The organism is Bradyrhizobium sp. USDA3516, from assembly GCF_057651995.1.
Genome location: NZ_JBYGYN010000003.1, coordinates 240,364 through 260,834 on the forward strand (window position 1 = coordinate 240,364; position 20,471 = coordinate 260,834).

The 20,471-nt window shown below is 65.4% G+C and carries 21 protein-coding genes; 17 read left to right on the plus strand and 4 right to left on the minus strand.

Annotated elements, in window-relative coordinates; translation table 11 throughout:
* Positions 1-22: 22 nt before the first annotated feature.
* Positions 23-322 carry a hypothetical protein gene (locus AC24YW_RS11335; RefSeq protein WP_487482810.1) on the minus strand — a complete coding sequence of 100 codons (300 nt, stop codon included), beginning with the start codon at positions 320-322 and terminating at the stop codon, positions 23-25.
* 184 nt (positions 323-506) lie between these two features.
* On the opposite strand from AC24YW_RS11335, the gene AC24YW_RS11340 reads away from it, so the two are divergent.
* From AC24YW_RS11340 to AC24YW_RS11355, 4 genes are all read left to right on the plus strand, one after another.
* The gene (locus AC24YW_RS11340) at positions 507-968 is read left to right on the plus strand and encodes a hypothetical protein (protein ID WP_487482811.1); all 462 of its coding nucleotides are present in this window, start codon (positions 507-509) and stop codon (positions 966-968) included.
* A 123-nt stretch (positions 969-1,091) separates the two neighbouring features.
* Positions 1,092-1,784 (plus strand): ribonuclease T2 family protein, encoded by a 693-nt coding sequence (locus AC24YW_RS11345; protein WP_487482812.1) that lies wholly within the window; start codon positions 1,092-1,094, stop codon positions 1,782-1,784.
* Between the two features lie 189 nt (positions 1,785-1,973).
* Positions 1,974-2,834: a 23S rRNA (adenine(2030)-N(6))-methyltransferase RlmJ gene (locus AC24YW_RS11350; protein WP_487482813.1), complete on the plus strand. Its 861-nt coding sequence runs from the start codon at positions 1,974-1,976 to the stop codon at positions 2,832-2,834.
* A 291-nt stretch (positions 2,835-3,125) separates the two neighbouring features.
* A complete protein-coding gene (locus AC24YW_RS11355) occupies positions 3,126-3,341 on the plus strand; it encodes a cold-shock protein (RefSeq protein WP_008544396.1) in 216 nt (71 codons plus the stop codon).
* 70 nt (positions 3,342-3,411) lie between these two features.
* Here AC24YW_RS11355 and AC24YW_RS11360 read toward each other — a convergent pair whose 3' ends face one another.
* Complete coding sequence (locus tag AC24YW_RS11360; protein WP_487482814.1) at positions 3,412-4,035, minus strand: outer membrane protein; 624 nt, start codon at positions 4,033-4,035, stop codon at positions 3,412-3,414.
* 247 nt (positions 4,036-4,282) lie between these two features.
* Between AC24YW_RS11360 and uvrC the strand changes: the two genes are divergently transcribed.
* From uvrC to AC24YW_RS11395, 7 genes are all read left to right on the plus strand, one after another.
* The gene (gene uvrC, locus AC24YW_RS11365) at positions 4,283-6,343 is read left to right on the plus strand and encodes an excinuclease ABC subunit UvrC (RefSeq protein ID WP_487482815.1); all 2,061 of its coding nucleotides are present in this window, start codon (positions 4,283-4,285) and stop codon (positions 6,341-6,343) included.
* 97 nt (positions 6,344-6,440) lie between these two features.
* Positions 6,441-7,058, plus strand: a complete 618-nt coding sequence (pgsA, locus tag AC24YW_RS11370; RefSeq protein WP_487482816.1) for a CDP-diacylglycerol--glycerol-3-phosphate 3-phosphatidyltransferase — start codon at positions 6,441-6,443, stop codon at positions 7,056-7,058.
* Entirely contained in the window at positions 7,055-7,306 is a 252-nt protein-coding gene (moaD, locus tag AC24YW_RS11375) for a molybdopterin converting factor subunit 1 (protein ID WP_487482817.1), read from the plus strand. The genes pgsA and moaD overlap by 4 nt, the downstream gene beginning before the upstream one ends.
* Positions 7,307-7,310: 4 nt before the next feature.
* A complete protein-coding gene (locus AC24YW_RS11380) occupies positions 7,311-7,778 on the plus strand; it encodes a molybdenum cofactor biosynthesis protein MoaE (protein ID WP_487482818.1) in 468 nt (155 codons plus the stop codon).
* Positions 7,778-8,737, plus strand: a complete 960-nt coding sequence (gene prmB / locus AC24YW_RS11385; protein WP_487482819.1) for a 50S ribosomal protein L3 N(5)-glutamine methyltransferase — start codon at positions 7,778-7,780, stop codon at positions 8,735-8,737. The genes AC24YW_RS11380 and prmB overlap by 1 nt, the downstream gene beginning before the upstream one ends.
* A gap of 91 nt (positions 8,738-8,828) precedes the next feature.
* Positions 8,829-9,413: a phage holin family protein gene (locus AC24YW_RS11390; protein WP_487482820.1), complete on the plus strand. Its 585-nt coding sequence runs from the start codon at positions 8,829-8,831 to the stop codon at positions 9,411-9,413.
* A complete protein-coding gene (locus AC24YW_RS11395; protein WP_487482821.1) occupies positions 9,413-10,543 on the plus strand; it encodes a YihY/virulence factor BrkB family protein in 1,131 nt (376 codons plus the stop codon). The genes AC24YW_RS11390 and AC24YW_RS11395 overlap by 1 nt, the downstream gene beginning before the upstream one ends.
* A gap of 48 nt (positions 10,544-10,591) precedes the next feature.
* Here the strand turns inward: AC24YW_RS11395 and AC24YW_RS11400 are convergent, their stop codons facing one another.
* The gene (locus AC24YW_RS11400) at positions 10,592-11,431 is read right to left on the minus strand and encodes a class I SAM-dependent methyltransferase (RefSeq protein WP_487482822.1); all 840 of its coding nucleotides are present in this window, start codon (positions 11,429-11,431) and stop codon (positions 10,592-10,594) included.
* Positions 11,432-11,745: 314 nt separating this feature from the next.
* On the opposite strand from AC24YW_RS11400, the gene AC24YW_RS11405 reads away from it, so the two are divergent.
* Entirely contained in the window at positions 11,746-13,224 is a 1,479-nt protein-coding gene (locus tag AC24YW_RS11405) for an EAL domain-containing protein (RefSeq protein WP_487482823.1), read from the plus strand.
* 15 nt (positions 13,225-13,239) lie between these two features.
* A complete protein-coding gene (locus tag AC24YW_RS11410; RefSeq protein ID WP_487482824.1) occupies positions 13,240-14,094 on the plus strand; it encodes a TIGR01459 family HAD-type hydrolase in 855 nt (284 codons plus the stop codon).
* Between the two features lie 178 nt (positions 14,095-14,272).
* Here AC24YW_RS11410 and AC24YW_RS11415 read toward each other — a convergent pair whose 3' ends face one another.
* Positions 14,273-14,668 carry a response regulator gene (locus tag AC24YW_RS11415; RefSeq protein ID WP_008567674.1) on the minus strand — a complete coding sequence of 132 codons (396 nt, stop codon included), beginning with the start codon at positions 14,666-14,668 and terminating at the stop codon, positions 14,273-14,275.
* 228 nt (positions 14,669-14,896) lie between these two features.
* Between AC24YW_RS11415 and AC24YW_RS11420 the strand changes: the two genes are divergently transcribed.
* The 4 genes from AC24YW_RS11420 (at position 14,897) to AC24YW_RS11435 (ending at position 20,455) form a co-directional block, all read left to right on the plus strand.
* A complete protein-coding gene (locus AC24YW_RS11420) occupies positions 14,897-15,868 on the plus strand; it encodes a bifunctional riboflavin kinase/FAD synthetase (protein WP_487482825.1) in 972 nt (323 codons plus the stop codon).
* A gap of 214 nt (positions 15,869-16,082) precedes the next feature.
* Positions 16,083-19,127, plus strand: coding sequence for an isoleucine--tRNA ligase (gene ileS, locus AC24YW_RS11425; RefSeq protein WP_487482826.1), 3,045 nt, complete (start codon positions 16,083-16,085; stop codon positions 19,125-19,127).
* A 10-nt stretch (positions 19,128-19,137) separates the two neighbouring features.
* The gene (gene lspA / locus AC24YW_RS11430) at positions 19,138-19,632 is read left to right on the plus strand and encodes a signal peptidase II (protein ID WP_487482827.1); all 495 of its coding nucleotides are present in this window, start codon (positions 19,138-19,140) and stop codon (positions 19,630-19,632) included.
* Positions 19,633-19,729: 97 nt separating this feature from the next.
* On the plus strand, positions 19,730-20,455 hold the full coding sequence (locus tag AC24YW_RS11435; RefSeq protein ID WP_487483293.1) for a hypothetical protein: 726 nt from the start codon (positions 19,730-19,732) through the stop codon (positions 20,453-20,455).
* Positions 20,456-20,471: the final 16 nt, after the last annotated feature.

A 20,471-nucleotide genomic window follows, 5' to 3' on the forward strand; every position in this document is an offset into this window, starting at 1 on the left:
GGTGCGGCCTTGCGACAACGCCTCAGTACAGCGTGCGGATCGGCCGGTCGGCGGCGCCATAGGGCACCCAGCGGCAGGAGAACGAGATATAGCCGCCCTCATAGCCCTGCACGCCCAGGAATTTCGCGACCTTGCCGTAGCGGGCGCAATGATCGACCGCGACCTGACGCGCATCGACTTGTGCCGCCATCGAATAGGCGATGATGCCGCCGGTGTCATTGCCCTTGAACGGCGGCACGAAATCGGCGTGCGCCGACTGGCTCGCCATCAGACCCGAGACAACCAGGCTGGCGAGAAAACCCGCGGCCGCAATGATTCGCATTACCGTCACTCCAATTGGCTGGCGGCAGTTTACGGTGCCGGGACCGGCGTGAAAAGAACCGAACCCCTGTTGGCCGCGACATCCTGGTCAAGTCCTGGCGAAGTGTTGCCGCGCTGCACTTGACCTCCCCCAACCTTCGCGGCACCGTCCGACCTTCGCAAGACCTGAACTGTCCGGATTGACCATGCCCGCCCCCTTCCCGAAATCGCTCCGCTTTGCCGCCATGCTCGGCCTCATGTTCGGGGCACTCTCGCTTGGCGAGGCAAAAGCTGCCAATCCGCTGGAGCTGAATTTCTGGCTGAGCGGGCCGCGCTATGACGGCGCCGTCGCCCCTTGCGACTGGGCTCTGCCGAGGATCGTGCACGAGTTCGCCGAGAAGGAGTCCACGTTCTGGAATTCCTCGTTGCAGATCACCGGCTTCTCCGCCGTTCGCGAGACCGCGTTCCGGCCCTGGCAGTCCGACAACATTCCGCGCCGCTATTGCAGCGGCGAGGCCATGCTCAATGACGGCAAGGCGCGCAAGGTGCATTTCTCGATCATCGAGGATGGCGGCTTTGCCGCCTACGGCAATGGCGTCGAATGGTGCGTCGTCGGGGTGGATCGCAACTGGGCCTACAATCCGGCCTGCCGCGCCGCCAGGCCCTGATTCCCACCAGCGGCTGATTCGGGCTGATCAGCCAGCCCGATGACTGCCACCGCAATTTTGTTCTTGAAATGTTCCCATCCCCTGCTAGGCTGTGTATGCACAGTCTAGTTGAAGGGCGTCGCCATGTTTCACTTCAGATTGCGTTCGTTGTCCCGTTTGATGATCTCGCTCACTCTCGCTGCGGGGTTGGCCAGCCTGGCCGGCGGTGCGAAGGCGCAGGACAGGCGGCAGAACGCACCCGGCGAGTTCGATTTCTACGTGCTGGCGCTGTCATGGTCGCCCTCGTTCTGCGAGGAAGCCGCCGAACGGGGCGGCCGGTCCCAGATGCAATGCGGCGGACGGCCCTACGCCTTCGTGGTGCATGGGCTGTGGCCGCAATACGAGAACGGCTTTCCGGAGTATTGCCAGCGCCCGGCGCCGCGGCTGAACCGCAACATCGTCTCCTCGATGCTCGATTTGATGCCGGCGCCGGGCCTGATCTTCAACGAGTGGGACAAGCACGGCACCTGCTCCGGGCTGGAGGGCCGCGGCTATTTCGAGATGATCCGCAAGGCGCGTGCCGCGATCAAGATTCCGGCCGAATATCTCGATCTGTCGCAGGCCAAGACCGTCGCGCCGGCGGAGGTCGAGGAGGCCTTCATCAAGGCCAATCCAGGTCTCAGCAGTGCCGCCGTCTCGGTCACCTGCAACCGGACACGGCTGTCCGAGGTCCGCATCTGCCTCAGCAAGGACCTGCAATTCCGCGCCTGCGACGAGATCGAGCGCCGCGCCTGCCGCCGCGACCAGGTGACCATGCCGCCGATCCGGGGCGGGTAGGCCAAGATATCGTTCCCCGGACGCAGTGCAATGCGCCGCGACGCGGCGTAGTGCACTGCTGATCCGGGGCCCATCACGCAAGAAGAGCTGGGTCCCGGCTCAGCGGCGCAGCGTTACACGCTGCACCGCGTCCGGGACGCGTGATCGTCGCTCTTTGCTCAAGCCTTCACGTGGCGTAGTGCTCTTGCCATGAACTACCGCCACGCCTTCCACGCCGGCAGCTTCGCCGATGTCATCAAGCACATCGTGCTGGCGCGCATCCTCACTTACCTGCAGGACAAGCCGGCAGCGTTCCGCGTCATCGACACCCATGCCGGCGCCGGCCTCTACGATCTCGACAGCGACGAGGCGCGCCGGGGCGGCGAATGGCTGACCGGCATCGCGCGGCTGCTGCAGTCCCGTCTGTCGAACGAGAGCGCGGCGCTGACGAAGCCTTATCTCGACATCGTCCGCGCCTTCAATCCGAAGGCGGAGCTCAAGGTCTATCCGGGTTCGCCGTTGATCGCGCGCGGCCTGCTCAGGCCGCAGGACCGGCTCGTCGCCTGCGAGCTCGAGCCGAAGGCCCGGAAAGCGCTGATCGATGCGCTGCGCCGCGACGAGCAGGCCCGCGTGGTCGATCTTGACGGCTGGGTGGCGCTGCCGGCCTTCGTGCCGCCGAAGGAGCGGCGTGGCCTCGTGCTGATCGATCCGCCCTTCGAGGCAAAGGACGAGTTCGAGCGGCTGGGCGAAGCCTTCTCGGCGGCGTTCGCGAAATGGCCGACCGGTATCTACGTAATCTGGTATCCCGCCAAGAACCGGCGCGCCACCGACACGCTGGCGCAAACCGTGGCGCGGCTCGCAGCTGCAGCAAAGCCGCCTGGAAAATGCCTGCGCCTCGAATTCAGCGTCGCGCCGCAAGCCGACAGCGCCGCCCTCACCTCCACCGGACTCCTGATCGTCAACCCGCCCTACACGCTGCACGGCGAGCTCAAGACCATTCTGCCGGAGCTGGAAATACCGCTCGGCCAGGGCGGGGCTGCCAGATTCCGACTGGAGGTGCCCAAGCCTTGACGCCAAGGCCTTGACGCCAAGCCGTAATGCCAAGCCGTAACACTCCGGCATTCTTGGGAAAAATATGCAGGACCGGTAGTCAATCTGCAAAGAACCGTATTATGCTATTTCCGTGACTGGCTTTACGTTCCGCTTCCGCGAATGGTTGCGGCGGAGTGAAGGCCCTAAGAAAGATCCCGCCGGACCAATAGGTCCGTCCAAGGATGGCCAGCTCCCGGGCTCCGTAAGGCCCGGTCATGTCGCGACGTGAGTCTGCGTCGCGACGGAGGAGCAATGAGGGGGAGTTTCCCGATGGCCATGACGGGAACGGTCAAGTTCTTCAACGGCGAGCGCGGCTACGGCTTCATCAAGCCTGACGACGGCGGTCGCGATGTCTTCGTTCACATCACCGCTGTGGAGCGGGCGGGACTGAAGGACCTTGCCGAAGGACAGCGTATTACTTTCGAAGTCGAACCGGACAAGAAGGGGAAGGGACCGAAGGCGGTCAATCTGGTGATCCTCTCCTAGCGCGCCTGGCGCAAAAAAATCCCGGCCGCGAGCGGCCGGGAGGCTGGTCCGGTATTTTCTTCTTTGGATGTCAGAAGCGGTAATTCACGCCTGCGCGCACAACGTTGGCGCTATAGCCGTTTGACACGCCCGTAATTGCGAACTGGCTGGTCGACAGATCGATGTAGAGATATTCGAGCTTGGCGCTCCAGTTCGGCGCGAGGCCGACTTCCGCACCGGCGCCGATGGTCCAGCCGGCACTGGTGTGCGACTCCGACCAGCCGAAGGTCTGCGCCCGCAGCTCGCCGAAGGCGAGACCGGCGGTGCCGTAGAACAGCACGTTGTTGAACGCATAGCCGGCGCGGCCACGCAGGGTGCCGAACCACGGATTGGAGAATTTCCACGGCGCAAAGGTGTCGTCGGCGCCGGCGGCCTGAATGTCGCCCTCGACGCCGAACACCCACGGGCCGTTCTGGAAATTGTAGCCGGCCTGCACCCCGCCGACGAAGCCGGACGGCTTGGTGGGGTTGTTGTCGACCGAGCCCCATTCATAGCCGATGTTGCCGCCGAGATAGGGACCCGCCCAGCTATAGGCATTGAGCGGCTGATTGACGGTGTAGGGCGCCCGCTGCCCGTAATTGAGATCGGCGGCCTCTGCCGAAGCTGACCAGCCGGCTGCAACCAACGCGGCTGCGCCCACAACGAGCCTCTTCATCACTCACTCCAACGCAATCGTCGCAACCCGAGCGATGCCCGCGCCGCCGCGCGAGCAAAACCGCATGGTTACGGAACCAAGAACTTTTCGCGTAGGATTTATCGAGAGTTTTAAGTTAAAGGCCTGTTAAGCCGGGTTACCGCCCGCTTAACAGACTTAAGGAAGCGTTACCGGGAACTGGCCGCCATCTGTGCGTGCCGCACGGCCGGAACTTCAAATCGGCACCCCCAGCGCCTAAATTCGCCCCATGGTTCACGATTCCCCCGACAATCCGGACGACCGCGCGCGCAAGTCGCCGCCGGCTGCTGCGAGCGACACGCCGCCCGAGCGGCTGGCCGCGCCGGACGTCGATCCCGCCGCGGCAGGGGGCGATGACGAGGACGACGCCCTGCTGCCGGACATCCTGGAAGAGAGCGGCGCTGTCGGCGAAGGCCCGCTCGCGACCGGTCACGAGGCGATCGAGCGCGCGGTCCGCCTCGCGCCCACCTCACCCGGCGTCTACCGCATGCTCAATGCGAATGCCGACGTGCTCTATGTCGGCAAGGCCAAGAACGTCAAAAAGCGCCTGTCCAGTTATGCGCGCCAGAGCGCGCCGCTGCCGGCCCGCATCCTGCGCATGATCGCGGCCACCGTCACCGTCGAGATCGTCTCGACCACGACCGAGACCGAGGCGCTGCTGCTGGAAGCCAACCTCATCAAGCAGCTGCGGCCGCGCTTCAACGTGCAGCTTCGCGACGACAAATCGTTCCCCTACATCCTGATCACCGGCGATCATTGGGCGCCGCAGATCCTGAAACATCGCGGTGCGCAGACCCGGCCCGGGCGCTATTTCGGCCCGTTTGCCTCCGCCGGCGCGGTCAACCGCACCATCACGGCGCTGCAGCGCGCGTTCCTGATCCGCTCCTGCACCGATTCCTTCTTCGAGAGCCGCACCCGGCCCTGCCTGCTCCACCAGATCCGCCGCTGCGCCGGACCCTGCACCCGCGAGATCGATTTCGGCGGCTATTCGACGCTGGTGCGCGAGGCGAGCGACTTCCTCTCCGGCAAGAGCCAGGCGGTGAAGCAGGAGCTCGCCGGCGAGATGGAGAAGGCCTCAAACGAGCTCGAATTCGAGCGCGCCGCACTGTACCGCGACCGCCTCGCCGCGCTGTCGGCGATCCAGTCGCAGCAGGGCATCAATCCGCGCACGGTCGAGGAAGCCGACGTGTTCGCCATCCACCAGGAGGGCGGCTTCTCCTGCGTCGAGGTGTTCTTCTTCCGCACCGGACAGAACTGGGGCAACCGCGCCTATTTTCCACGCGCGGAGAAGAGCTTCACCCCGGAGGAGGTGCTCGGCTCCTTCCTCGCCCAGTTCTACGACGACAAGCCTCCGCCGAAGAACATCCTGCTCTCGCACGAGATCGAGGAGAGCGAGCTGCTCGCCAATGCGCTGTCGATCAAGGCCGGCCACAAGGTCGAGGTCACCGCGCCCAAGCGCGGCGAGAAGAAGGAGCTGGTCACCCACGCGCTGACCAATGCGCGCGAGGCGCTCGGCCGCAAGCTCGCGGACACCGCGACGCAAGGCCGGCTGCTCGAGGCCATGGCCGCGACGCTGAGCCTGCCGCACGTGCCCAAGCGCATCGAGGTCTACGACAACAGCCACATCCAGGGCACCAATGCGGTCGGCGCCATGATCGTCGCCGGCCCCGATGGCTTCGTGAAGAACCAGTACCGCAAGTTCAACATCAAGTCGGAAGGCATCACGCCCGGCGACGACTTCGCCATGATGCGCGAGGTGCTGGAGCGCCGCTTCAAGCGCCTGATCAATCCGCCCGAGGACGCCGCCAGCAAGGCCAAGGACGACGATTTCCCGCAATGGCCCGACCTCGTGATCATCGACGGCGGCCGCGGCCAGCTCAACGCGGTGCGCGAGATATTCGCCAATCTCGGCCTGGCCCAGGTGTCGCTGATGTCGGTCGCCAAGGGACCGGACCGGGATGCCGGCCGCGAAACCCTGTTCATGCCGGAGCGCGAGGCGATCAAGCTGGAGCCGCGCGATCCCGTGCTCTATTTCATTCAGCGCCTGCGCGACGAAGCCCACCGCTTCGTCATCGGCTCACACCGCAAGCTGCGCAAGAAAGACATTCGCGAGGCCGGCTTGCAGGAGATTCCGGGCATCGGCCCGTCACGCAAACGTGCCTTGCTGCACCATTTCGGAACTCTGAAGGAGATCGAACGGGCCTCGATCGCCGATCTCGGCAAGGTTCCGGGGGTGAGCGCCGAGAGTGCCCGCAGGATTTTCGAGTATTTCCATCCCCAGCCGGGATGAACTAAAGGGGGACCGCAGTCATATGATCGTCGTGTCCGCACCTCATTTGGGGTGCGGGACGGTTGACGTTCAGGCAGCAGCGGTATTGGTAGGACGGATGAACATCGCCACGACACGAGGGACCACCAGCCGCGCGATGTCCCTCCCCAACATCCTGACCTATGGCCGGATCGCCGCGATCCCGGTCGTGGTCGGATGCATCTATGCACAGTCGATTCTGGATCAGCCGCTCTGGCTGCGCTGGCTCGCGGTCGCCATCTTCATCGGCGCCGCGGTGACCGACTACCTTGACGGCTATTACGCGCGGATCTGGAATCAGCAATCGGCGTTCGGCCGCATGCTCGATCCGATCGCCGACAAGCTGCTGGTCGCCTCCTGTCTGTTGATGCTGGCCGCGGATGGCATCATTCACGGCTGGTCGCTATGGGCCGCCATCGTGATCCTGTGCCGCGAAATCCTGGTCTCGGGCCTGCGCGAATATCTGGCTGCGCTCCGCGTCAGCGTGCCCGTGACCAAGCTTGCGAAGTGGAAAACCACGGTCCAGCTGGTTGCGATCGGCTTCCTGATCGCCGGCCCAGCCGGCGATCAGGTGGTGCCGGTGGTCTCGATGATTGGGCTCGCACTGCTGTGGGCTTCGGCGATCCTCACCATGTACACCGGCTACGACTATTTCCGCGCCGGCATCCATCACCTCATCAAGGAGGACGAGGGATGAAGGTGAAGTATTTCGCCTGGGTACGCGAGCGCGTCGGCAAGGCCGAAGAGACGATCGAGCCTCCCGCGAGCGTACGCACCGTCGAGGAGCTGATCGCCTGGCTCTCCGGCCAAAGCGAAGCCTATGCGTACGCGTTCGAGAAGCCGAAGGTGATCCGCGCCGCGATCGACCGCGCTCACGTCAAGCAGGACGCGACAATCGCAGGCGCCCGCGAGATCGCGTTCTTCCCGCCCATGACCGGCGGCTAGCCTCATGACCTGCCCCGTCACCATCCGTATCCAGGAAGACGATTTCGACGTCGCGCGCGAGATCTCGGTGCTGACGAGCAGCCGGACCGATATCGGCGCTGTGGTGACATTTTCCGGCATCTGCCGCGCCGACGCGGACAGCGCCAACGTCGCCGCGCTGACGCTCGAACATTATCCCGGCATGGCGGAGGAAGAGATCAGGCGCCACGCCGACGAGGCCGTCTCGCGCTGGCCGCTCAACGGCATCACGGTGATCCACCGCGTCGGCCGCTTCATGCCGGGCCAGAACATCGTGCTGGTGGTGACCGCCTCGCAGCACCGACAGGCGGCGTTCCAGGCGGCCGAGTTCCTGATGGACTATCTCAAGACCAGCGCGCCGTTCTGGAAGAAGGAAGAGAGCGCCACCGGCACCGGCTGGGTCGAGGCCCATGCCCGTGACGACGAAGCCGTCGCACGCTGGACCAAATCCTGATGGCTAAGCCAACGAAAAAGACCGCGCGCGGCCGCGCCGCGCCTGACCTCGCGAAGGTGGGACCCGGCGAGCTTCTCACGCTGCTCGACTTCGTCCGCTACGCGGTGAGCCGCTTCGTCGAGGCCAAGCTCGCCTTTGCCCACGGCACGACCGACCCCGTCTCTGAAGCCGCGTTCCTGGTCTGCGAGGCGCTGCATCTCACGCCCGACCAGTTCGAGATCTTTGCCAACGCGCGCGTCACCGCCGCGGAAGGCAAGACCCTCCTCGATCTCATCCATCAGCGCGTCACGACGCGCAAACCGGCCGCCTATCTCGTCAACAAGATCTACATGCGCGGCCTGGCGTTCTATGTCGACGAGCGCGTCATCGTTCCGCGCTCCTTCATCGGCGAGCTCCTGGATTCGCATTTCGGCGGCGACGGCGAGGCCGGATCGCTGATCGACGACCCGACGGCGGTCGAGCGCGTGCTCGATCTCTGCACGGGCTCGGGATGCCTCGCGATCCTCGCCGCGCATCATTTCCCGAACGCCAATGTCGACGCCGTCGACATCTCCAAGGGCGCGCTCGAGGTGGCTGCGCGCAATGTCGGCGAATACGGGCTGGAGGACCGCATCAGCCTCCATCGCGGCGATCTGTTCGCCCCGCTCGGCGGCAACAGATACGACCTGATCATCACCAACCCGCCCTATGTCGACGCCGAGGGCATGGCGGCATTGCCGCCGGAGTGCCGGGCCGAGCCGAAGCTCGCCTTCGATGGCGGCGCCGACGGTCTCGACGTGGTGCGCCGGATCCTGCGCGATGCGCCCGATCACCTGACGCCGGATGGCGGGCTGATCTGCGAGATCGGCCGCGGCCGCGAGCTGGTCGACGAGGCCTTTCCGGAACTGCCGCTGCTCTGGCTGGACACCGAAGATTCCGAGGGCGAGGTGTTCTGGATCGCAGCCGCCGATCTCGGCTGATTCATCGCGGCCGATCGCGCTCCGTCGGAACAAGTCAAATATCGCCACGTTCATCCCCCGACGAATTTTCTAGTCCTTGGAGGATGTCCGCATGCTCGCGCCATCGGGCGAATTGCTGCGCGCCGGGATGGCGCTCAAGCTCAATCACGTCAAACGCGCTGCTCAATCCTATCTGCGCGACCAGACCAGCCAGGCAACCGGCAAGGTGACGTCTTATGCAGTGGCCGGCGGGCTGTTCGCGGTCGCCGGCCTGTTCGTTGTCGCGGCATTTTTCGTCGGACTGGTCGCCTTGTACCGCTGGGTCGGGATCACCTACGGGCAGTTCTGGGGATTTGGCGCCGTCGCCGCAGTGCTGCTGGTGCTGGCTGTGGTCTGTGTCGCCGTCGCCATGGCCCAGATGAGACGCAAGGCCAAGCCGGTCGTCCCGCTCGCGAGCCGTCTGCGCGTGGCGGTCGCCACACCCCGGATCCCGCGTGGAACAGTCAAGGAGGCGGTGAAGGAGGTCGCGACGTCGATTCCTCTCGCGCCGCTCGCACCGGGCGAGCGCGGCGGCATCAAAACCTGGCCGGCCCGCGCCAACCGCCCCGTGCAGCTGGGCCTGATGCTCGCGGCGGTCGGCCTGGTCGGGCTGACGGCCGCCCGGCGGCGACGCAACAGGCACCATCTGGAGGCGTGATGTTGGCGCGGCGCTCCGAGCAGATCGACTCCTGGCTGCTGGTGGCGGCAACGGCCGTGTTCGTGCTGACCGCGGAGCGCTACTTTCAGGATTCCGGCCTGGCGAGGCCCGGGCCTCCGCAACATCACCGCAAGGGCGAAGCGAATTCCCCGGAAACGCACCCGGCCGGTGCGGCGATGCAGCCGGGCCGCGGCCGCCGGGCGAAAAGCCCGTTCGAGATCCCCTGGGCGGGCTGGAAGGACATCTTCTGGCGGACCTATCAGCGCATCGACGAGGATCGCCTGCTCGCGACGGCGGGCGGGGTCGTCTTCTTCGGGCTGCTCGCTCTCTTCCCCGCAGTCACCGCGCTCGTCTCCTCCTATGCCCTGTTCGCCGATCCCGCCACGATCAGCGCCAATCTGCACACGCTTGCCACCATGCTGCCCGAGGGATCGTTCCAGATCGTCGAGGACCAGGTCGCGCGCGTGGTGTCGAACGGCAATACGACGCTCGGCGTCACCTTCCTGGTCGGCCTGCTGCTTGCGATCTGGAGCGCCAATGCCGGCGTCAAGGCGATCTTCGACGCGCTCAACGTCGCCTATGAGGAACGCGAGAAGCGCAGCTTCATCCGGCTGAACATGGTCTCGCTGGCCTTCACCGTCGGCGGCATCGTGGCGCTGCTGTTGATGGTGGGAGCCGTCGTCGCCTTCCCGCTTGCGCTCAATCATCTCGGCATGGCGCCCGAAAGCAAGCTGATCGTGGCGCTGGCACGTTGGCCGCTGCTGTTCATCATCCTGCTGGTCGCACTCGCCATCCTCTATCGCTTCGCGCCGAGCCGCGATGCGCCGCGCTGGCAATGGCTGAGCCTCGGCGCCGTGATTGCCGCGATTCTCTGGATCGCGGGCTCCGCCCTGCTGTCCTGGTATCTCTCGGAATTCGCGAATTACAACGCGACCTACGGCTCGCTGGGCGCGGCGATCGGCCTGATGACGTGGATGTGGATGTCGGCGATCGTCATCATGTTCGGCGCCGAGCTGAATTCGGAGATCGAGCGGCAGACGCTGCGCGATACCACCACCGGTCGGGCGAAGCCGCTCGGCACCCGGGACGCCGTCTCCGCCGACACGGTCGGCGCCACCGCGCCATTTTGATCGGTGGCGGTCAGGCCCGAGCTGGCCTGACCGCATCCTCAGGCACTATCAGCGCTTGGTGATCACGGCTTCCAGATATTCGCTGTGCACCACGATCGTGCCGTCATCGGCGTGGTTGAACTCTTCGAGCAGCGCCAGGAGATCGCGCGTCAGCGCGGCTTGCCCGTTCGCGTCGAGCGCGGCAAACGCCTTCAGCGTGGGGCCGTAGAAGGTCTTGAAGATGTCGAGCCAGTGGTCCGGCGAGCGATAGCGGAACACGAACATGCGCGGCTCGGCGGCGATCTCCGCGGCCACGCCGCCGAACATCTCCTCGAGCCGTGCGGTCGTGCCCCACATGGCCGGCGATTTCACCCCCGCCGGCGGCGGCAAATGCTTGCCGATCGTCTTGAACAGCTGGCCGATGAAGCCTTGCGGCGTCCAGTTGGCGAGACCGATCTTGCCGCCGGATTTGCAGACACGCGCGAGCTCGGAGGCCGCCTTGTCCTGATCCGGGGTGAACATCACGCCGAAAGTGGAGAGCACGACGTCGAAGCTGGCATCGGCAAAGGGCAGCGCCTCGGCATCCGCCTCGCGGAACTCGACCGCGAGATGTTCGGCCATGGCGCGCTCGCGCCCGCGCTTGAGCAGCGCCGGCACATAGTCGGTGGATGTGACGTCACACCAGCGCCGCGCCGCCGCCAGCGTCGCATTGCCATTGCCGGCAGCGACGTCCAGCACCTTGCTGCCGGCACGCAAGTCGATGGCCTCGCAGAGCTGTTCGCCGACGATCTGCAAGGTGGTGCCGACCACGGCATAATCGCCCGACGACCAGGCGCCATGCTGGCGCTGCTTGACGGCGGCAAGATCGGACTTGGGGGCGGCTGGCTTGAGCGCGGCGGATGTCGACATGGCAATCTCCTGCGGTTGAAAACGCCGGGACGATAGGGCGCATGCGGCGCGCTGGCCTTGAGGGCGGCATGATTTTCCGCTGAGAACGTCTTGATTTCCGCGCCTGAGCCGCGGAGGCCCTGCGAGGTTTCGCAGCCGCTGCCTGGAAAGCTTCGGCGGGGGACCGACCGGGCTGCGAAACAGCAACTATCCCCTCGAATCAACAATGATGTTAGGCTCATCGATGCTTGGGGAGCATGAGGCGTGACGGAGTCGAGCGCGACCCGTGTTTTTCCCGGGTGAGGCATTCAGCCCATAAAGGCATAACGCGCGGCATGATTCGCATTTCGACGATCTTCATCGCCATCTGCATGGTCCTGGTCGCGGCCTCGCTCGGGCTTTTGCTCTATTCGGTCGCCGGCATCAGCGGAACGGAATCGGCGATCGTGGCGCTGACCGCGCTGACCTTCCTGATCCTTTACAATGCCGTATCGATGCGGCTGCGCGACCGCAGCGACGTCGGCGGCCAGATCGCCGACCTGTCGCGCGGCACCGCCGACCTCGCCCGCCAGGTGGCCGAGTTCGGCCGCCGGCTGGCTGCGGTCGAGAGCCGCATCGCCGCGTCCAATTCGACCAATTCCGACCGCATCCAGTCGGTCATCGGCGAGATCAACGAACTCGGCGGATTGGTCAGGCAGCTCGCCACCACGGTGGCGGCCCATGAGGATCTGCTCGCCGGCAACGCGCCGGCCCCCGCACCCGCCCCGGTCACAAGGCCCGAGCCGGAACCGCCGATCGATCTGGCTGCCCCCTTCGAGGAGAAGCCGCTCGCTCCTCCTCCGCTTCCGCAGCTCCCGCCACGGCCGGCGCCGCCGGCGGTGCAGGTTCAGGCCGCCACCCCCGTTCAGACCGCCAATGGGCGCAACCAGACCCAGCTGCTGGCGACGCTGCGCAATGCGGTCGACGAGAACCGCATCGACATCTTCCTGCAGCCGATGGTGACGCTGCCGCAGCGCAAGGTGCGGTTCTACGAGGCGGTGACGCGCCTGCGCGACGAGCGCGACCAGCTGGTCGCCGCCGAAGAGTTCATCAGCATCGCGGAAGCCTCGGGCCTCATCGGACGCATCGACAACATGGTGATGCTGCGCTGCGTCCAGGTGCTGCGGCGCCTGATGGTGCGCAACAAGGACGTCGGCGTGTTCTGCAACGTCGCGGCCTCCACACTGGGCAATTCCACCACCTTCGCGCAATGCCTCGATTTCCTGGAAGCCAACCGCGCGCTGGCGCCCTCGCTGGTGCTGGAGTTCAAGCAGTCGACCTTCCGCAATCTCGGCCCCGCCGAGACCGAGAACCTCGCGGCGCTCGCCCAGCGCGGCTTCCGCTTCTCGATCGACCATGTCACGGATCTGCGCATCGAGCCGCGCGAGCTGGCCGATCGCGGGGTTCGCTTCATCAAGGTGCCGGCCACGCTGCTGCTCGATCCCAAGCAGGCCTCCGCCTCCGACATCCACCCGTCCGACCTCTCCGACCTGCTCGGCCGCTTCGGCATCGACCTGATCGCCGAACGGATCGAAGGCGAGCGCGCCGTGGTCGACCTGCTCGACTATGACGTGCGGTTTGGACAGGGCTTCCTGTTCGCGCCGCCCCGGCCATTGCGGCCGGAGGGGGCATCTGCTACCGGCGGGGCCTCGCCCAACCAGGCGCAGGATATTCAGGGATCCAATGGCTCCGCCACACCCAGCTCAGGCGCGACCTCTTCGGCGCCTTCGCCCCAGCGCATCACCGGCAACGCCGCGCTCGCGCGCCGCATCTGATCGGCCGCGCACGTCATGACCGCGCTGCATTTTGCCGAAGGCCTGCGCGCGCTCGTGGGCGGTGTGGAGGTCGTGCTCAGCGATATCTGGGGCGTGGTCCATAATGGGCTGGAATCCTTCCCCGAGGCCTGCGAGGCGCTGCACACCTATCGCAGCCGCGGCGGTACGGTGATCCTGATCACCAACGCGCCGCGGCCGGCCGACTCCGTGCAGCGGCAATTGCGCAAGCTCGGCGTCCCCGACGAGACCTACGACGCGATCGTATCTTCAGGCGATCTGACCCGGCTCTACGTCGCCGAGCATCCCGGTCGCAAGATGTTCTGGCTCGGCCCCGAGCGCGACAACTCGATCTATCGCGGCCTCGATGCGGTGACCGCGCCGCTGGAGGACGCCGACTACATCGTCTGCACCGGCCTCTACGACGACGAGACCGAGACGGCGGAAGACTATCGCGGCATGATGCTGAAGGCGCGCGAGCGCAAGCTGACGCTGGTCTGCGCCAACCCCGACATCGTGGTGGAACGCGGCGACCGGCTGATCTACTGCGCCGGCGCCATCGCCGAGCTCTACCGCGAGCTCGGCGGCGAGGTGATCTTCTACGGCAAGCCGCACCGGCCGATCTACGAGCGCGCCATGGCGCTCGCCGGCGAACGCCAAGGCTACCAGATCGACCGGAAGAAGGTGCTGGCGATCGGCGATTCCGTCCGCACCGACCTGACCGGCGCGCGTGAATTCGGCATCGACTGCCTGTTCGTCACCCGCGGCATCCATGCCGAGGAGTTCGAGGGTCTCGACCAGCTCGACCCGAATTCGGTGATGGAGCTGTTCGGCCACCCGCCGAAGGCCTTGATGCGCGAATTGAAGTGGTGAGGGCTTGCGGCTTGAATGACTTCGGCTAAGGCGCGTCTCTGGAGTCTGACGCCGTCATGGCCGGGCTTGACCCGGCCATCCACGTCTTCCTTTTTGCATCCAAGAACGTGGATGCCCGGGACAAGCCCGGGCATGACGATCCCAATGGAAGATTGTTGATCCGGCGAAGAGCGGGCGCTTACGCGCTCGCCATGTCCGGGAAGACCGCCTCGATCTTGGTCTTCAGCGTCGCCGCATTGAACGGCTTGACGATGTAATTGTTCACGCCGGCCTTCTTGGCTGCGATCACGTTCTCGGTCTTGGATTCGGCCGTGATCATGATGAAGGGCGTGGTGGCGAGGTTCGGATCCGCGCGGACTTCGCGCAAGAGGTCGTAGCCCGTCATCGGCTCCATGTTCCAATCGGAGATCACGAGCCCGTACTTCTTGCCGCGCATCTTGTTCAGCGCTGCCGAACCGTCGCTGGCATCATCGATGTTCTCGAAGCCAAGCTGCTTCAGCAGATTCCGGATGATTCGGATCATGGTGCTGTAGTCATCCACCACCAGAACCGGCATCGACAAATCAACCGCCATCTCGACTCCCCCAACGCAAACCCAGGAATATTACGATCGGACTGCCAGGCCGGCGCCCGGCAGTTCCACGCCTCAAGGACTAGCATCAAGGCCTTAAACAGCGCGTTAACTGCGGTCAGGTCCGAAGGCTTGAAATCGTGTTCAATGTCTGCCCGCCCGCCGCTTGACTTCGCAGTGCCGGTCGCGCCACGGTCCGGGCCGGTCCTGCCCGGTTCGAGAATTCCCCTGATGGCTCCGCCTTTTACCGTCATCCGCGATACAACGCCGGATTCCGCGATTCCAAGGGGCGCCGTGGTCGCCATGGGCAATTTCGATGGCGTTCATCTCGGCCATCGCGCCGTCATCGCGGCTGCTCTGGAGATGGGCAGGGTGCATGGCCGCCCTGCGCTGGCATTGACCTTCGAGCCGCATCCGCGGCGGTTTTTCAGCCCCAACACCCCGCAATTCCGCCTGACGGACGAGCGGGCCAAGCTGCGGCTTCTGGCCGGCACCGGGCTTGCCGGCGCCGTGGTCATGACCTTCGACAAGGCGCGGGCCGGAACCAGCGCGCAAGATTTCATTCACCATGACCTGATCGGGCGTCTCGGCGTCAGCGGCATCGCGGTCGGCTACGACTTCCATTTCGGCAAGGGACGGGTCGGCTCGCCCAGCCTCCTGGTCAACGAGGCGCCCCGGCTCGGCATCGAGGTCGACGTCCAGCCGCATGTCGATATCGACGAGCGGCCGGTCTCCTCCAGCGCGATCCGGATCGCGCTTGCCGAGGGCCAGCTGGACGAAGCCACGACCATGCTGGGCGCGCCCTGGTTCATCACCGGCGAGGTGATCCACGGCGAAAAGCGCGGCCGCGACCTCGGCTATCCCACCGCCAACATCCGCCTGGATGCCAATTGCGGCCTCAAGCACGGCATCTACGCGGTCCGGGTCGGCCGCGGGACCGAGCGCCTGGACGGCGTGGCCAGCTTCGGCCGCCGTCCGACCTTCGACAATGGCGCCCCGCTGCTCGAAATCTTCCTGTTCGACTTCAAGGGCGACCTCTACGGCCAGGCGCTCGACTGCGCCTTCATCGGCTTCATCCGCGAAGAGCTGAAATTCGATAGTCTGGAGGCCCTGATCCGGCAGATGGACAACGATTCCGCCCGCGCCCGCGCCATGCTCGCCGCCGCCCCGGACGCATTTCCGCGGCTGGGCGCGATCGATTGAGCCCTGAACGGGGCCTCCCCGAACCTTTGCGCTTCCTTTTGCGCTTCTCTCGCCCCCCTGCTATGGAGAGCCCATGTTTGCGCGGCGCATCATAGGGATTAGCGGCCCGGCTTCCGCCTGAGCCTGAAGGCTCGGCGCAAGACCGGGATTTCGTCGTTTCACCGATTCCGCATCGCCATCCGTTCCCGCGCCATTTTCCGAGCCAGTCAGCCTCATGTCCGAAAAGCCGCAAAAGTCCCCAAAGTCTGAAGCCAAAGACTATTCGAAGACCCTGTTCCTGCCGCAGACCGAATTCCCGATGCGCGCCGGCCTGCCGCAGCGCGAGCCGGAGATCCTCAAGCGCTGGTACGAGATCGGCCTCTACGACAAGCTGCGCCAGAGCGCGAAGGGCCGCGCCAAGTTCGTGCTTCATGACGGTCCGCCCTACGCCAACGGCAACATCCATATCGGCACGGCGCTGAACAAGATCCTGAAGGATCTCGTCACCAAGAGCCAGCAGATGCTCGGCTTCGATTCCAACTACGTGCCGGGCTGGGACTGCCACGGCCTGCCGATCGAGTGGAAGGTCGAGGAGGAGCACTATCGCAAGAAGGGCAAGCAGAAGCCGGACTTCCGCGACTCCGCGGCGATGATCGATTTCCGCCGGGAATGCCGCGCCTATGCCACGCACTGGCTCGGCGTGCAGCGCGAGGAGTTCAAGCGCTTAGGGGTGATCGGCGATTGGGACCATCCCTACGCCACCATGAGCTATCCGGCCGAAGCCCAGATCGCGCGCGAGCTGATGAAGTTCGCCGCCAACGGCACGCTCTATCGCGGCTCCAAGCCGGTGATGTGGAGCGTGGTCGAGAAGACCGCGCTCGCCGAAGCCGAGGTGGAGTACGAGGACCACACGTCCGATACGGTCTGGGTGAAATTCCCGGTGACCTCGCCCGCGCACGGTGCGCTCGCCTCGGCAAGCGTCGTGATCTGGACCACCACGCCCTGGACGCTGCCCGGCAACCGCGCCATCTCGTTCTCGCCGAAGATCGCCTACGGCCTCTACAAGGTGACGGACGCCCCCGCCGACAATTGGGCCAGGAACGGCGACCTCCTCATCCTCGCCGATGCGCTCGCGCAAGACGTCTTCAAGCAGGCGCGCGTGACCGCTTATGAGAAGGTCCGCGACGTCCCCGGCGACACCATGGACGCGATCGAGTGTGCCCATCCGCTGAGAGGCGTCGGCGGCGGCTACGACTTCATCGTGCCGCTGCTGGCCGGCGACCATGTCACCGACGACACCGGCACCGGCTTCGTGCACACGGCACCCGGCCATGGCCGCGAGGACTTCGATGTCTGGATGGCACAGGCGCGCGATCTCGATGCGCGTGGCATCAACACCGCGATCCCCTACACCGTCGACGAGAACGGCGCCTACACCGATCATGCGCCGGGCTTTGCCGGCAAGCGCGTCATCACCGACAAGGGTGAGAAGGGCGACGCCAACGAGGCCGTGATCAAGGCGCTCGTCGACAGAGGCATGCTGCTGGCGCGTGGCCGGCTCAAGCATCAATATCCGCATTCCTGGCGTTCCAAGAAACCGGTGATCTTCCGCAACACGCCGCAATGGTTCATCGCGATGGATAAACCTATTGTGGACGCCCCGGGCAAGCCCGGGGCTATGGACATCGCGCAGGGCGGCAAGACCAAGGCCGGCGACACGCTGCGCGCCCGCGCGCTGCACGCGATCTCGGTGACGCAATGGGTGCCGCCGTCGGGCGAAAACCGCATCAACGGCATGATCGAGGCGCGCCCGGACTGGGTGATCTCGCGCCAGCGCGCCTGGGGCGTGCCGATCGCCGTGTTCGTGCGCGAGAAGGGTGACGGCTCCGCCGAGATCCTCCAGGACGAGGCTGTCAATGCGCGCATCGGCGAAGCCTTCGAGAAGGAAGGCGCCGACGCCTGGTACGCCACGGGCGCGCGCGAGCGCTTCCTCGGGCCCCGCGCCAACGAAGACTGGCAGAAGGTCGACGACATTCTCGACGTCTGGTTCGATTCCGGCTCGACCCACGCTTTCGTGCTCGAAGACCCCGTGCAGTTTCCCGGGCTGGCCGGCATCAAGCGCAAGGTCGACGGCGGCACTGATACGGTGATGTATCTGGAAGGCTCGGACCAGCACCGCGGCTGGTTCCACTCCTCGCTGCTGGAAAGCTGCGGCACGCGCGGCCGCGCGCCTTACGACATCGTGCTGACCCACGGCTTCACCCAGGCCGAGGACGGCCGCAAGATGTCGAAATCGCTCGGCAACACCATCGAACCGCAGGCCGTCATCAAGGAATCCGGCGCCGACATCCTCCGACTCTGGGTCGCGTCCTGCGACTACACCGACGACCAGCGCATCGGCCCCGAGATCCTGAAGAACACCGTCGAGACCTATCGCAAGCTGCGCAACACCGTGCGCTGGATGCTGGGCACGCTGCATCATTACAAGCCGGCGGATGCAGTCGCGCCCGCCGAGATGCCCGAGCTCGAGCGGCTGATGCTGCACGAGCTCGCTGTTCGTGCCGCCGCAGTCGACAAGGCCTATCGGGAGTTCGACTACAAGACCGTGGTCGCGATCCTGTCCGCGTTCCTGAACAGCGAGCTCTCCGCATTCTACTTCGACATCCGCAAGGATACGCTGTATTGCGATCCGCCCTCCTCGCTGACGCGCAAGGCGGCGCTGACGACCATCGACCTGTTGTGCGCCTCGATCCTGAAATGGCTGGCGCCGATCCTCAGCTTCACCGCTGAGGAGGCGTGGCGCATGTACCGGCCCGACGCCGAGCCGTCCGTGCACCTGACGCTGTTCCCGACCGATCTCGAAGCCTTGCGCGACGACAAGCTCGCCGCGAAATGGGAGGCGATCCGCAACGTGCGTCGCGTCGTCACCGGCGCACTCGAGCTGGAACGCGCCGCCAAGAACATCGGCTCCTCGCTCGAGGCATCGCCGGTGATCTATGTCGCCGATCGCGGCATGCTGGCGACCTTGTTCGACATCGATCTGGCTGAAGTCTGCATCACCTCGAACTACGAGGTGCGGGAGGGCGAGGCGCCGGCCTCGGCGTTCCGCCTCGATGCCGTCCCCGGCGTCGCGGTCGTGGTGGAGAAGGCGGTCGGCACCAAATGCGCCCGCTCCTGGAAGATCTCGCCGATGGTCGGCGAAGACGCCGAATACCCCGACGTCACCCCGCGCGATGCCAAGGCGCTGCGCGAGTGGAAGGCGCTGGGGGTGAGCGTCTGATCGGTCGGCCATGACCCCGCTCCGCGCCGGCATCCTCGCGGCCATGGTCACGCTCGTGGCCGACCAGGCCTCGAAGCTCTGGCTGTTGAACGTGTTCGACCTCGCCCGTCGCGGCGCGGTGCGGGTGACGCCGTTCTTCGACCTGGTGCTGGCCTGGAATATCGGCATCAGCTTCGGCTGGCTGCAGAACGACAGCCAGGCCGCGCAGCTCGCGCTGATGGCCGTCAAAGTGATCGCGGTGGTTGCGCTGGCGATCTGGATGGCCCGCTCGCACACCATGCTCGCTACGATCGCGCTCGGCCTGATCATCGGCGGCGCCATCGGCAACGGCATCGACCGCCTGGCCTATGGCGCGGTGGTGGATTTCGCCCTGTTCCACATCGAGATCGCCGGAAATACCTATAATTGGTATGTGTTTAACCTCGCGGACGTGGCCATCGTTGCTGGGGTGGCAGCGCTATTGTATGATTCCTTTCTGGGGGTACCCGCCGCAAAAGCGCCCTGATCCCGGCCGATACGGACCGGCAGGTGGAACCCGGCTTTTGCAAGGGTTTGAGCCGCGTGTGAGCGGCAATCTGCTACAATATGAAACAGGTACGGTAATGCGCAGCTCGAAGACCAGCGGTTCGATGGTTCGAGGCCCCCAATCGGGGGGCTGGCTGGCCCTGAAATTGTTCGCCGTCGCGCTCGGCATCGGCCTCGTCATGTCGGCCGGCGCCGCCCGTGCTGCCGACGATGACGACGACGACGACATGACCTTCGAAGAGAAGCTCATCGACAACCTGATGACCGGCCTTGGCGCCACGCGCATGGAAAAACCCGGCATCGAATACCGCGAGCGTTCGCCGCTGGTCGTGCCGCCCAGGCTCGACCTGCCGCCGCCCGCCGCCGAAGCCACGGCTGCGCCGAATTGGCCGAAGGACCCCGACGAGAAGCGGCGCAAGGAAGCCATCGCCCAGCGGAAGAAGTCCGGAAACAAGGCAACGGAGTATTGGAAAAACGCCCAGCCGCTGTCGCCCGCCGAGATGAACGCCCACAAGACGGCCGCCGCCGAAAAGACCGGCAATGATCCGGTCCAGCCAGGCAGAAACACCGCCAATCCGACGATGAGCCCTGCCGAACTCGGATATACCGGCGGGCTGTGGAAACTGTTCAAAGGGAACGACGCCGAGTCGAAGCCGTTCACGTCGGAACCGCCACGCCAATCGCTGGTGGAGCCGCCGCCGGGATATCAGACTCCGTCGCCGAACTACGCCTACGGCTCCGGCCCGGATAATTCGAAGCGGACCTATTTCGACGTCCGATCCGGCAAGGAGAAGGAGCAATAGCGTTCCTGTCCTGTCA